The 12,991-nt window shown below is 71.8% G+C and carries 9 protein-coding genes; 4 read left to right on the top strand and 5 right to left on the bottom strand.

Going from position 1 to position 12,991, the window contains the following annotated elements:
• Positions 1-173 precede the first annotated feature (173 nt).
• From H0X90_RS33885 to H0X90_RS33870, 4 genes are all read left to right on the top strand, one after another.
• The gene (locus H0X90_RS33885) at positions 174-539 is read left to right on the top strand and encodes a DUF3022 domain-containing protein (RefSeq protein ID WP_006498323.1); all 366 of its coding nucleotides are present in this window, start codon (positions 174-176) and stop codon (positions 537-539) included.
• A 263-nt stretch (positions 540-802) separates the two neighbouring features.
• On the top strand, positions 803-1,351 hold the full coding sequence (locus H0X90_RS33880; RefSeq protein WP_006498322.1) for a type 1 glutamine amidotransferase domain-containing protein: 549 nt from the start codon (positions 803-805) through the stop codon (positions 1,349-1,351).
• Positions 1,352-1,355: 4 nt separating this feature from the next.
• Positions 1,356-1,685, top strand: coding sequence for a DUF1488 domain-containing protein (locus H0X90_RS33875; RefSeq protein ID WP_077189925.1), 330 nt, complete (start codon positions 1,356-1,358; stop codon positions 1,683-1,685).
• 270 nt (positions 1,686-1,955) lie between these two features.
• On the top strand, positions 1,956-2,201 hold the full coding sequence (locus tag H0X90_RS33870) for a hypothetical protein (RefSeq protein ID WP_006498320.1): 246 nt from the start codon (positions 1,956-1,958) through the stop codon (positions 2,199-2,201).
• A gap of 22 nt (positions 2,202-2,223) precedes the next feature.
• On the opposite strand, the gene H0X90_RS33865 is transcribed toward H0X90_RS33870, so the two are convergent.
• From H0X90_RS33865 to glgX, 5 genes are all read right to left on the bottom strand, one after another.
• A complete protein-coding gene (locus H0X90_RS33865) occupies positions 2,224-3,474 on the bottom strand; it encodes a phosphatidylserine decarboxylase family protein (protein ID WP_058903961.1) in 1,251 nt (416 codons plus the stop codon).
• A 505-nt stretch (positions 3,475-3,979) separates the two neighbouring features.
• The gene (gene treY / locus H0X90_RS33860) at positions 3,980-6,745 is read right to left on the bottom strand and encodes a malto-oligosyltrehalose synthase (protein WP_077189926.1); all 2,766 of its coding nucleotides are present in this window, start codon (positions 6,743-6,745) and stop codon (positions 3,980-3,982) included.
• A complete protein-coding gene (gene malQ / locus H0X90_RS33855; RefSeq protein WP_077189927.1) occupies positions 6,742-8,973 on the bottom strand; it encodes a 4-alpha-glucanotransferase in 2,232 nt (743 codons plus the stop codon). Before malQ ends, treY begins: the two co-directional genes overlap by 4 nt.
• A complete protein-coding gene (gene treZ, locus H0X90_RS33850) occupies positions 8,970-10,841 on the bottom strand; it encodes a malto-oligosyltrehalose trehalohydrolase (RefSeq protein WP_048987168.1) in 1,872 nt (623 codons plus the stop codon). Before treZ ends, malQ begins: the two co-directional genes overlap by 4 nt.
• Before the next feature lie 8 nt (positions 10,842-10,849).
• On the bottom strand, positions 10,850-12,964 hold the full coding sequence (gene glgX / locus H0X90_RS33845; RefSeq protein WP_034203621.1) for a glycogen debranching protein GlgX: 2,115 nt from the start codon (positions 12,962-12,964) through the stop codon (positions 10,850-10,852).
• Positions 12,965-12,991 lie beyond the last annotated feature (27 nt).

The following is a 12,991-nucleotide window of genomic DNA, read 5'->3' as shown; positions in this document are numbered from 1 at the left end:
GGCGCCGGCAACGGCGGTTCGGCCGGCTCGACGGGCACGGGCGGCGGCGGGGCCGGCGGCACGGGCGGCGGTTCCAGCGGTTATTGACGGTGTCGTGCCGGCGCGGCCGGCACGGCGCGATGGCGGCGCGGTTTCCCCGGGGCGGGCGCGCCGCCGCCACGCAGGAGGACATCATGCAATCGAATTCCCGGATTTTTGTGGACAACGACGAGATCGACGGCGATGCGAGCGACACGGACGATCTCGACACGACGGTCCACGTGGACGTCGAAACGGGCAGGGTCATGTTCCATGCGGCGTGGGCGAACGCCGTCGAAGCGCCGCCCGAGGCGGCCCGCCATTCGGTCGTGCTCGCGCTCGAATGCTCGACGATGGAACGCTACGCGGATCTCGACGAAGGCGCGCGGATGCGTGTCCACGCGATGCTGCATGACGCCGTGCAGCAGACGCTGGAACAGTTGCCCGATACCGACGAGAACCTGACGCTGACGGTCGAGCTGACCGACGCGATGCTCGACGCCGTGCGTCATCTGCAGTAATCGCACGGGATCGGCGCACGGCGTCGCGTTACATCCCGTTGAAATCTTTGCAGTAGCACTGGGCCCGGCGGCCGGGCAGCCCGCCGATCGCATTCGATTGCGGGTCGCTCCCCGGTGGCCGGAACGCATGCGCATCCGCACCGGCACGTTCCCGCCGCCGGCCGCAGTCTGCGCGGCCGGAACGGCGCTTGCTGGGCGACCGATACGGCACGACGCGTGCCTTGTTCCTATTCCTTTCCACGGACCTTTCCACGGAGGCATCCATGAGCGGCAGGCTGGATCATTGCAAGGTAGCGATTCTCGCGGTCGACGGTTTCGAGGAAGCCGAGCTCGTCGAACCGCAGCGCGCGCTCGCGGCCGAAGGCGCGCAGGTGGACGTGATCTCGCAGAAGCGGGGCGAGATCCAGGGTTTCCGGCACGTCGACAAGGGCGAGCGCGTGAAGGTCGACCGCACGTTCGACGACGCACGTGAAGGCGACTACGACGCGGTCGTGCTGCCGGGCGGTGTCATCAACGGCGACGCGATCCGGATGGTGCCGGCCGCGCGCGAATTCGTGACGGCGGCCGTCGGCGCCGGCAAGCCGATCGCGGCGATCTGCCACGGCGGCTGGCTGCTCGTGTCGGCCGGGCTGGTGGAGGGCAAGACGATGACGAGCTGGCCGAGCCTGCAGGACGACATCCGTCATGCGGGCGGCAAGTGGGTGGACGAGGAAGTCGTGCGCGACGGCAACCTGATCACGAGCCGCAAGCCGGCCGACCTGCCCGCGTTCAACGGTGCGCTGGTCGAGCGCCTCGCGTCGCGGGGGGCATGAGCCGATGTCGTCCGATTCCCCGCGCCCCGTGACGCTGACCGACGAACCGCCGACCTTCGACGGCGCGGCGCTGCAGTTGCGCTTCGTCGTCGAGGTCGATGGGGTGCCGCACACCTGCGCGATCACGGTCGAGGCGCTGGAAGATCATTTCGGTGCGAAGTCCGCGCTGGAGGCCGATCTGCGCGATGCGTTCGAAAACGGCCGCGCGCGTATCGAAGCCGCGTGCGCCGACGTGCTGGCGAGCGGCAACCACGACGTGGTGCTGCACAGCGGGTATTTCCGTGCGCCGGCCGGGCGGGCGCGGGCCGGGTTGTTTCGTTCGCGGCCGAAGTGAGCGGAGAGCGTTTTCCGACACGTTCTCCGGCGCGTTTCTCGCACCTGGCGCCGGCCGTCGCCCGGCCTTACATGCCGTTGAAAACTTTGCAGCGGTTCACCCGCATTCCACGGTGCCGCATCGCGCGGCGCGCGCACCGTACGGACGCCGGCCGCATGGCGTCCCTTGGCACGGTCCCTGCATGCTCATACCGTCGCCGGCGCACGATTCGCCGCATGCCGATGCGACGCCGGTGTCGCATCGCGCGCAGCCGCCAACGGGGAAACGAGCATGCTGACCGCCCATGAATTCGCCGCGCTGTTCCTGGCGCATCACGCACCCGAACAGATCCAGATCGACCGCGACGACGTTCTCGCGCTCGTCGAACAACACCTGATCGTGCTGCAGCACGACGACGCGTCGGGCGCGCACCGACCCGCGTTGACCGCCGACGGACTGTCGGTCCTGCGGTGCGTGCAACGTCACGACGCCGCCGAATCCCATGGGATCGGCGTAAGCGACGCGGCCGACGCGTGACGCGCCGGCCCGCGCGCGCCGCTTACCGCGCGATCGCGACGGATGCGTTGACCTGCACGACCGGTGGCTCGCCGTCGAACGGCGGCGCGTACAGGAAGCGGTCGATCACGCCGGCCTCGAACAGCAGGCAGTAGGTCGAGCCGCCGAACTGGAAATAGCCGATCTCGTCGCCTTTGTCGACGCGCTGGCCCGGCACGACCTCGATCACGCACGACGACACGTCGCCCATCCCGACGAACACGGCCGCGACCGTTCCGATGCCTGGATCATCGCAGGCGATCGCGACCACCGCGCGCGCGGCGACCGCCGTCATGTAGCCCTGCGAGTCGTTGAGGCCGGCCGGGTCCGGCCCTTCCGCTTCGGCGACCGAATAGTAGGCGCCGTCGACCCGATACGCATGCGTGACGACGCCGCGCACCGGCGCATGCCAGCGGTGATAGTTGTACGCACTGAGGTAGGCCTGGTAGACGTCGCCGCCGACGAAGCGCTCGGCGAGCGACAGCCATGCGGGCGTGAAGAGGTCGCGCAGCGAGTACGGCTGCGCCTTGATCCAGAACGTGTCGCGCAGCTTCACGTTGGTTTCGGTGTGATAGGGCGCGGCCTCGCACGCGCTGACGATCACGTGCGGATCGTCGGGCGCCGCCACCGGCCGCGCGCCGTCGCGAAAGCGCCGCGTGAAGAAGTCGTTCCACGAATCGAAGCCCCAGTGCGGCTGGTCCTCGCGATACTGGAACTGCGACAGCCCCAGGCGCTTGCGTGCCGCGTCGCAGAACCAGCCGTCGGGCGCGGCCGTGTCGAGATGCGCGCGCGAATGCGGGCCGCCGAGGAAATCGCACCATACGTTCAGCACGCGCTTCAACTGCGCGTTGACGGCCGCGTCGCGAAACACCGCGTGGCCCGACGGCATGCACATCGGCCAGTCGAAGAATGCGTTCAGCGGGCACACGATCAGGCTTTCCTCGCTGAACGGCGGCGTGTAGGTCATCAGATGGTCGAGCACGGTCATCAGCTCGCCGATCGACGCATAGCCGAGCCGGTATCCCGCTTCGCGCGCCTCGTCGATCGCGCGGGTCAGGTTCATGCGCAGCACGGCGTTGTCGTCGAACAGCTGCGCGAGTTCCTGCACGGCGGGCGTACGCAGCCGGTCGCCGGCCTGTGCGCGCGCTTCGCTCGCGATTTTTTCGCGGAACGCGGCCATGTGCGCTTCCTCGCTGGCCATCCATCCGCCGAGGCGGCGGCGTGTGGCGGGCGGCGTGTTGCGATTCGTCGGCATCGTCACCTCCGGAACGGTTTCGGTCGAATCGGGGGAGCAAGACGCTTGCCCGGCGCCCGGCATCGAAATTGCTGCATGCGGGCGACCGGTTTCTTTCGATGACACAGGAGAAAAGCATGGCTACAGCTTCGAACGCACGACAGACGAACGACGCGGGATCGACGGACGAAGGCCGCCGCAGCGGCCAGCGAACCGTGACGCCGACGCGCACGCGGAAACGCCCGCAGGCTGCGGGGCCGCACGACGGCGCGCGGCGAGTTGGGCGCGGTGATGGTCGCGCGAGCGGAAACGGGCCGGTAACGCCGAGCCGCGGGGAAGAGGCGGGGAAACCGCTGTGGGAGGACGACCGCGGCGAGATGCCGCCGGAAGAGTGGTCGTGAGTTGCCGACGCCCATCGTCGGGTGGCGCGAAATCGCTTGCGAGCAGGTGTTTCGGTTGTAATTCGATTGCGCGTGCGCATAATCGATTTCAGTGACTCGGGGCTGGCACGCAACGGGCGTCGGCTTCAATGTCCAGTCCGCGCAGCAACGAGCACCGCAACAGGCAGCTCGGCCAGACAGCGATCGAGCGCCAGCGTGCCGCCCGGCGCATCGATTGCTTGCGCCGCATTCAATCCGTCCGTCCACGGTCCTGCCACGCCGCGCGGCAGCACGACCGCCGTATCGCGCCATTGCGCGGGCTCCACGCGCGGCAACCCCGGCGCTTCCCCCAGCAACCGGCACGCGAGCCGGGTCGCGACCACCACCACGGTCGCCGCCTCATCACATCGCGCGAACGCGACCGCGTGTCGCGCGAGCGGGCCGCGCACCCGCAGCGGAACGTACGCGCCGTCCGCGAACGTCGCCGGCCAGCGCGCGCGCAGCGCCAGCATCCGCTCGATCAGCGCGCGCTTCACGCGCGCATCGGGCCACGTCGGCAGATACGACGCGACGGGGCCGTCGACCGGTTCGGCCGCCAGCGTCGCAAATGGCACGTCGCGCCGGTTGTCCGGATCGACGAGCGAGTGATCCCATCGCTCGGTACCTTGATACAGATCGGGCACGCCGGGCGACGCGTTGCGCAGCGCCGTCTGCGTGAGGCTGTTGACGACGCCGGCCGGCGCGATCCGCGCGACGAACGCGTGCAGCCGATGCGGAAAATCGCCGGCGCCGCGCGGCGTCAGGATCGCGCGGACGAACGCTTCGCAGTTGCGCTCGTAATCCGGCTCGGGCGCGAGCCAGTCGGTGTCCTGCTTCGCTTCGCGCAGCGCCTTCGTCTGCCATTGCACGACGCGCGTCGCGAGCGCGTCGAGGCCTGCCGCATCGTCGGGCGCGAGCGTCGGTGGCCAGCAGCCGACCAGCGTCTGGTACAGCATCGCCTCGGCGGCCGGCCCGGGCGTCCACGCGAGGTCGCGGTGCGCGCCGCCGCGATGACGGAGATTCAGCGCCGACCAGTCGAGCGACACCGCGCGCCACGCATCGGGCACCTCGCTCAGCACCGCGAGCCGTGCACGCGCATCCTCGCCGCGCTTGTGGTCGTGCGTGGCCGTCGCAACGAGCCCATGCGGGACGGTGCGCGCGCGGCGCCGGTTGCGCGCATGGAAGGCGCCGCGCGACAGGCTGAAGTCGCCGGCATCGGCGCCGACTTCGTTGCGCGACAGCAGCCGGCCGTAGCGATAGTTGGCGGTATCCTCGACGCCCTTCGCGGCCAGCGGCGCGGTGAGCTGCGCGAACGCGACGCGCGCCGCGACGAGCGCAGCGGCGTCCGCGCGCGGCACGCGCACGACCGGCAAGCCGAGCCACGCGGCGACGCGCTCGAGCGCGAACCGGTCGGTCGGATCGATCGCCGCGTATGCAGCTTCATACGCGCGGGCGAGTACGCGCCGGTCTGCGTCGGCCGGCTCGTCGCCTGGCGCCGGATACATCCGGTACACCGGCAATCGCACCGCGAGTTCGCCGAGCACGCGCTGGATCGCGATCCGGCTCACGTCGCGCGTCGCGGGCGACGCTCGTGCGATCTCGTGCAGCAACCGCGCGACCCGCGCATGCTCGACGGCGAGCTGGCGCATCAGCACGCGCCGCTTGCCGTCGAGCGCTTCCTGCGCGAACGTGCGCGCCGAACCCGACACGGCCGCCCAGTGCGCGGCGAGCGGCTCGGCGCCGGCCGGGTCGTGCAGCAGCGCGCCGACGTCGTTCATGAAGTCGTAGCCGGTCGTGCCGGCGACGGCCCAGTCGGCGCGCAGCGTCTCGCCCGGCGCGAGGATCTTCTCGACCACGACGTACGGCCGCGCGTCGCGCTGCGCGGCGAGCCGCGCATGCAGCCTGCGGCAATATGCGCGCGGATCGGCGAGCCCGTCGACGTGATCGACGCGCACGCCGTCGACGAGCCCGGCGGCATGCAGGCGCAGCGGCAGCGCATGCACGGCGTCGAACACCGCGCCGTCTTCGACGCGCACGGCCGCGAGCGTCGCGATGTCGAAGAAGCGCCGCCAGTTCAGCTCGTCGGCGGCCGTGCGCCACCACGCGAGCCGGTAGTGCTGGCGTTCGAGCAACCGGTGCAGGCACGCGCGCGAGCGCGCGCGGCGCGGGTCGGCGCCGCGCAATACCGCGTCGAGTGCGTGCGGGCCGTGCGCGGCCGCATGATCGCGCAGCGCCGCATGGGCGGCGGCGAGCCGCGCGCTGTCGCGTGCCGGCGCGGCGTCGAAACGCTCGGCCAGCGCGTTCAGGTCCGCGCGGTTCGCGATGCGCAGGATCTCCGCGTAGGTGGCAACCGCGACCGGCAACCGCCGGCCGGGGCATGCGATGTAGAAGCGGCCGGCGGCCGGATCGGCGCGCAGCGTGATGTCGCCGGCCGCGAGCGAGTCGCCGTACGGCGCGCCGAGGCACGGCAGCAGCACCTTGCCGTCGAGCGCGGGGTCGGGCGGATGCCAGTCGATGTCGAAATAGCGTGCGTACGGGCTCGCCGGCCCCCATTCGAGCACGTCGTTCCACCAGCCGTTCGACGACCCGCCGACGCCCATGTGGTTCGGGACGATGTCGACGATCACGCCGAGGCCGCGCGCGCGCAGCGCGTCGACGAGCCGCATGAAGCCGGCTTCGCCGCCGAGTGCCGCGCCGAGCGTGCCGTAGTCGACGGTGTCGTAGCCGTGCAGCGAACCCGGCTCGGCCGTCGAGACCGGCGACAGGTACAGGTGGCTGACGCCGAGCCGCGCGAAGTAGTCGGCGTGCGCGGCCGCGTCGTCGAACGTGAAGCCCGCATGCAGCTGCAGTCGCAGCGTCGCGCGCGGGATCATCGGCGACGCCCCTGCGCGCGGCGCGCATGCACGACGGCGGCGATGCGCGTGCGCACGTCGGCGTCGAACAGCGCGTCGATCGTGCGCGGCAGCCGCTGCCGCCAGTTCGGATGGCCGCACGGCGGCCCCGGCAGGTTCGGCTGCGCGTCGAGCGCGAGCAGATCCTCGAGCGGCAGCAGCGCGAGCGGCGCCGGGCCGCTCGCGACGTAGCCGAGGATCGCGTTCACCGGCGGCATGTCGGCCGGCGGCGTCGCGGCGTCGGCCGGCACGCACCCGGCCTGCTGCAGCGCGTGCCACAGCGCGGCGCGCTCGGTCGCGCGTTCCGCGTGAGCGGCGAGCAGCTCGGGCGGCGACGCCGGCGGCGGCGTCGGATTGCCGGGTTCGGGGCGCTGCACGGTGTCGTGTCCGAACGCCATGCTTTGCACGATCTCATCCGAATCGTGCGCGCTCGCATCGTCCGGCGCCGGGGCGGCGACGTCGCGCGGTTGCGATTCGTCGCGTCGCTTCGCGGCTGCGGCGTCGGCCGCGACGCGCCGCCATCCGAGATCGACGCCGCGCCACCAGCCGGCCACGGTCGGCAAATCGTGCGTCGAGGTCGTCGCGATCGCATCGCGATCCCACGCGGACGGCGGGCGGAACGCACCCTGCGCGTCGCGCTCGAACCACAGCACGCGCATGCCCGCGACACCCTGCGCGCCGAGCCGTTCGCGCAACCCGGCCGGCACGGTGCCGAGATCCTCGCCGATCGCGATCGCGCGATGGCGCGCCGCTTCGAGCGCGACGATCCGCACCAGATCGTCGAGCGGATAGCGCAGGTACGCGCCGCTGCGCGGCGAGCCGCCGTCCGGCACGATCCACATCCGCGCGAAGCCGAGCACGTGATCGATGCGGATGCCGCCCGCATGCGCGAACGCGGCGCGCAGCAGCTCGATGAACGGCATGAAGCCGTCCGCGCGCAGTGCATCGGGCGTCCACGTCGTCACGCCCCACGCCTGGCCGGCGGCGTTGAACAGGTCGGGCGGCGCGCCGAGCGACACGCCGCGCAGCAAGGTCGTGCCATGCGCCCACGCGTCGCTGCCGGCGCGATCCGAGCCGACCGCGAGATCGGCGATCAGCCCGGTCGCCATGCCCGCGCCGCGCGCCGCGTGCTGCGCGTCGCCGAGCGCGCGCGACGCGCACCATTGCAGGAACGTGTGGAACGCGATCGTGTCGGCATGCGCATGCGCGAACGCGTCGACTTCCGCCGATCCCGGCGTGCGCCACGGCGCCGGCCACTGCCGCCAATCCGCGCCGATCCCGTGCTCGATGCAGAACGCCTGCAGCGCATCGAAGCGCGCATGCGCGTCGAGCGCTGCACCGCCCGCCGCGCGAAACCGCTGGTAGGTATCGCGCGACGGGTCGTCGCTCGTGCGCCACGCGTCGAAGCATGCACGCAAACGGCGCAGCTTCATCGGCAGCACGCGAGGCCAGTCGATCAGCGCGGCGTCGGCCGTGGCGGCCGCCGCGGGATGCGACGCGGCGCCCGCGCCCGGCACCGCGTCGCAGTCGAGATACGCGACGTTGTGCCAGCGTCGCGACGACGGCGAATACGGGCTGTCGTGCGCGGGCAGCGCCGGATAGCCGGCATGCGTCGGGCTGATCGCCACCGCCTGCGCGCCGTGTCGCGCGGCCTGCGCGGCCAGCCGCGCGAGCGCCGTGTAGTCGCCCGCGCCGTCGTCGCCGGTGCGGCGCAGGCTGTAGAGCTGCGCCGCGATGCCCCAGCGGCGGCCCGCGTCATGGGTGCGGGCGAACGCGTCGAACGGGCGCGTGCGCGGCGGCGCGATCGCGAGCCCGATGCGCTGCTCGCCGATGTCGAGCGCGTGATAGCCGGGCATCGCGAGCGGCGGCAGCGTGCCGTGTTCGCCCGCGCCGCCCACGCGTCCGTCCACGTGCCCGCCGGTCTCGAGCGAGATCCGGAAGCGCGCGCCCGGCGGCGCGACGGTCGCGGGCAGCGTCAATGGCAGGCCGGCGTCGCCGGTCACGACGCGCGGCGGCGACGCGTTCGCGTCCGCGAGCGCCGCCGCGCTGTCGACCCGCTGGATCGCGGTGCCGCACGGCCAGCCGAGCGCATCGACGAGCGCGACGAGCGCGTCGTCGTCCACGCGTTGCGCGACGCCGCCCGCGTCGGTCCAGTCGGGTTCGAGGCCGGCCGCGCGGGCGAGCGCCGCGATCGGGACGTCGGTCGTCATGACGGGCTCCGTCCGTTCGCGCGGTGATGCCGCGCATCCTGGTTGACCGCGCCGTCGCGCCACGCGAGGCACGCGCGCGGCGGCACGTGTCCGCCCGGCAGCCGGTCGCGCGCGCGCGGCGGCGTCTCGAATACGATCTTGCCGACCGGCAGATCGGGCAGCGTCGCGTCGTGCGAGCCGAGATTCAGCGCGATCGTCAGCGTGCTGCCGTCGCCGAGGCGCCAGCGCGCGACGAGCGCGGGCGGGTCGTCGTCGCCCGCGAGCAGTTCGACGCCGAGCGACTGCGCGCCGGCCAGGTGTGGCGTCACGAGCGCCGCGCGCACGGCCAGTGCGCTGCGATAGAAGCGCCGCCACGCGGCCGCGTCGGGCCACGACTCGTCGGGCGGATGGTGCGACGACGAGCGCACGAAGGTCGCGATGTCGTTCGGGTCGGGAATCGCGTCGCGATGCGCGGCGTCGGCGAACGCGGGAAACGCGGCGAATTCGCGACGCCGGCCGTTGCGCACCGCGTCGGCGAGCGCACCGCGATAGTCGGTGAAGAACTGGAACGGCTGCGTGCTGCCGTCTTCCTCGCCCATGAACAGCAGCGGGATCGACGGCGCGAGCAGCATCAGCGCGGTGGCCGCGCGCACCGCGTCGTCGTTCGCGAGCGCGCGCAGCCGCTCGCCGAACGCGCGGTTGCCGATCTGGTCGTGGTTCTGCAGGAACGCGACGAACGCGGTCGGCGGCAGGTGCGCGCTCGGCTCGCCGCGCGCGGCGCCGTCGTGCAGCGGCGACGGTTCGCCCTGGTACGCGAAGCCTTCGCCGAGCGTGCGCGCGAAATGGCGCAGCGGCGCGTCGGCGTACGCGCGGTAGTAGCCGTCGCGCTCGCCGGTCAGCAGGACGTGCGCGCTGTTGTGGAAGTCGTCGTTCCATTGCGCATCGAAACCGCCCGGGCCCAGCAGGCTCGCGGTATTGCGTTCGTTCTCCAGCACGAGATGAACGTGGCGCGCGTCGCCCGCATGCGCGCGCACGCGACGCGCGAGTTCGCGCAGCCACGCATCGTCGTCGATCGCGTGCGCGGCGTCGATGCGCAGCCCGTCGAAACGGTATTCGTCGAGCCAGTACAGCGCGTTGTCGATGAAGAACGTACTCGTCTGCGGGCGCGAGAAGTCGATCGCCGGCCCCCACGCGGTCTGCCGGTCCGCGCGGAAGAACTCGGGCGCGTAGCGCGGCAGCAGGTTGCCTTCGGGGCCGAAGTGGTTGTACACGACGTCGAGGAACACCTGCAGCCCGAGCCCGTGCGCGGTATCGACCAGCGATTTCAGCTCCTCGGGCCGCCCGTACGACGCGTCGGGCGCGAACGGCAGCACGCCGTCGTAGCCCCAGTTGCGCGCGCCGGGGAACGCATTGACCGGCATCAGTTCGACCGCGGTCACGCCCAGTTCGGCGATCGCCGGCAGCCGCCGCTCGACGGCCGCGTAGCCACCGCAGGCGCCGACATGCAGCTCGTACAGCACCGTCTCGTGCCACGGGCGGCCGCGCCATGCGTCGTGGCGCCAGCGGTACGCGGCCGGATCGACGACCTGGCTCGGGCCGTGCACGTCGTACGGCTGGAAGCGCGACGCGGGATCGGGCACCGCGAGCGCGTCGTCGAGCAGGTAGCGGTACAGCGTGCCGGGGCCGCACGGCGCGACCGTCTCGAACCAGCCGTCGCCGGCCGGCGTCATCGGCAGCGCGCGACCGCCTTCGTCCTGCAGCTCGACGGCGGCGGTGCGGCTCGCGGGCGCCCAAAGCCGGAAGCGTGTGTGCTCGGCATCGATGCAGGTCGCGCCGAACGACGCTTCGAATGCATGCGTGCCGGTGGGGCGGGCGGAACGGGAAGTCATGGCGGTCCTCAGGAAGACTGGTCGGGCGGCACGGCGGCGACCGCGATTACGGCTGCATGGGCGGCGACGTCGAGCCCCGCTTCCGGCCACGAGCGCGGGCCCGAGTCGGGCGTCGCGGTGTCGAGCAGGATGCGGTAATCGAGCACGGGTGCGGGCGGCATGAACGTGATGGTGTCGGCCGATGCGTTCAGCATCACGAGCAACGCCTCGGTGCGTCCGGTGCGGCCGGTGCCGACGCGCCGCATGGTCAACGCGCGGCGTTCGCCGTCCTCCCAGGCGGGCACGGTGAGCGCGTCGCCGCGTTCGTCGAACCAGTCGATCTCGCGCATGCCCGGCGCGCCGTCGCGGTCGCCCGACGGGTAGCGCGGTGCCGACATCACCGGATACATGCGCCGCAGCGCGGCGAGCCGCGACACGAAGCGGGTCATCTGCACGCCGTCCTCGCTGTGCGCCAGGTCCCAGTCGAGCCACGACAGCTCGTTGTCCTGGCAATACGCGTTGTTGTTGCCGTGCTGCGTGCGGCCGAATTCGTCGCCCGCCACGATCATCGGCGTGCCGAGCGCGGTAAACAGCGTCGCGAGCATCGAGCGCGCGACGCGCTGGCGCACGTCGCGGATCGCCGCGTCGTCGGTCGGCCCTTCGGTGCCCCAGTTCGCGCTGCAGTTGTCGTCGCGGCCGTCGCGGTTGTCCTCGCCGTTCGCGTCGTTGTGCTTGCCCGCATACGACACGAGGTCGGCGAGCGTGAAGCCGTCGTGCGCGGTGACGAAATTGACCGATGCCCACGTGCGGCGGCGCCCGTGATTGAACAGGTCGGCCGAGCCCGACAGCCGCGCGGCCAGTTCCGGGCGCTGCCCCGCGTCGCCGCGCCAGAAGCGCCGCACGGTATCGCGAAACCGGTCGTTCCATTCGGCGAAGCCGGGCGGGTGGCGGCCGAGCTGATAGCCGCCGGGGCCGAGATCCCACGGCTCGGTGATCAGCTTGCGCTGCGCGAGCACCGGGTCCTGCCGCAGCGCATCGAAGAATCCGGCGCCGGGCTCGAAGCCGTGATCCTCGCGGCCGAGCGTCACGCCGAGATCGAAGCGAAAGCCGTCGATGTTGAACGCGGTCGCCCAGTAGCGCAGCGAATCCATCACCATCTGCACGACGCGCGGATGCGACAGGTTCAGCGTGTTGCCGCAGCCGGTTTCGTCGACGTGGTAGCGCGGATCGTCGGGCCGCAGCCGGTAATAGCTCGCGTTGTCGAGGCCGCGCCACGACAGCGTGGGCCCGAGCTGGTTGCCTTCGCACGTGTGGTTGTAGACCACGTCGAGCACGACCTCGATGCCGGCCGCATGCAGCTGGCGGACCGCGATGCGCATTTCGTCGAGCCGGCGCGTCGTGAGATACGACGGCTCCGGTGCGAAGAACGCGGCCGTGTCGTAGCCCCAGTAGTTGCGCAGTCCACGTTTCACGAGCTCGCGCTGCTGCAGGAACGCGTGGATCGGCAGCAGCTCGACCGTCGTCACGCCGATCGACAGCAGGTGATCGATGAACGCCGGATGCGCGAGCGACGCGAACGTGCCGCGCTCCGGCGGGCGCAGCCCCGCGCGGCGCATCGACGCGCCGCGCACGTGGGTCTCGTAGATCACGGTGCTGCGCCACGGCACGTTCGGGCGGCGGTCGTTGCTCCAGTCGAACGCTTCGTCGACGACCACGGCCTTCGGCATCGCGGGCGCCGAATCGCGGCGGTCCATCGACAGGTCGGCCCGGTTCGAATGCACGCGATAGCCGAACAGCGCGTCCGACCAGCGGAACTGGCCCACCAGCTTGCGCGCGTACGGGTCGAGCAGCAGCTTGGTCGGGTTGAAGCGATGGCCGTGCTGCGGCTGGTACGGGCCGTCTGCACGGAACCCGTACACGGTGCCCGGATGCGCGTTGGGCAGGTAGCCGTGCCACACCTCGTCGGTGCATTCGGGCAGGTCGAGGCGCGCGAGTTCCTTGCGGCCGGTCGGATCGAACACGCACAGCTGGATGCGATGCGCGTGCGCGGAAAACACCGCGAAGTTGGTCCCGAGGCCGTCCCAGGTCGCGCCGAGCGGATAGCTGCGGCCGGATTCGAGACGGGTGGGCAGGGCGGTCGGCATGGGGCGGATCTCCGTGTCGAGGGCGCG

The organism is Burkholderia sp. 9775_39, from assembly GCF_015712225.1.
Taxonomy (GTDB): Bacteria; Pseudomonadota; Gammaproteobacteria; order Burkholderiales; family Burkholderiaceae; genus Burkholderia; species Burkholderia cenocepacia.
This window is presented reverse-complemented; position numbering and strand designations above follow the sequence as displayed.

Excerpts from the sequence above, each read along its gene's own strand:
- H0X90_RS33885 (WP_006498323.1), top strand. The coding sequence starts at position 174 with ATGCAATCGAATTCCCGGATTTTTGTGGACAACGACGAGATCGACGGC.
- H0X90_RS33880 (WP_006498322.1), top strand. The coding sequence starts at position 803 with ATGAGCGGCAGGCTGGATCATTGCAAGGTAGCGATTCTCGCGGTCGAC.
- H0X90_RS33875 (WP_077189925.1), top strand. The coding sequence starts at position 1,356 with ATGTCGTCCGATTCCCCGCGCCCCGTGACGCTGACCGACGAACCGCCG.
- H0X90_RS33870 (WP_006498320.1), top strand. The coding sequence starts at position 1,956 with ATGCTGACCGCCCATGAATTCGCCGCGCTGTTCCTGGCGCATCACGCA.
- H0X90_RS33865 (WP_058903961.1), bottom strand. The coding sequence starts at position 3,474 with ATGCCGACGAATCGCAACACGCCGCCCGCCACACGCCGCCGCCTCGGC.
- treY (WP_077189926.1), bottom strand. The coding sequence starts at position 6,745 with ATGATCCCGCGCGCGACGCTGCGACTGCAGCTGCATGCGGGCTTCACG.
- malQ (WP_077189927.1), bottom strand. The coding sequence starts at position 8,973 with ATGACGACCGACGTCCCGATCGCGGCGCTCGCCCGCGCGGCCGGCCTC.
- treZ (WP_048987168.1), bottom strand. The coding sequence starts at position 10,841 with ATGACTTCCCGTTCCGCCCGCCCCACCGGCACGCATGCATTCGAAGCG.
- glgX (WP_034203621.1), bottom strand. The coding sequence starts at position 12,964 with ATGCCGACCGCCCTGCCCACCCGTCTCGAATCCGGCCGCAGCTATCCG.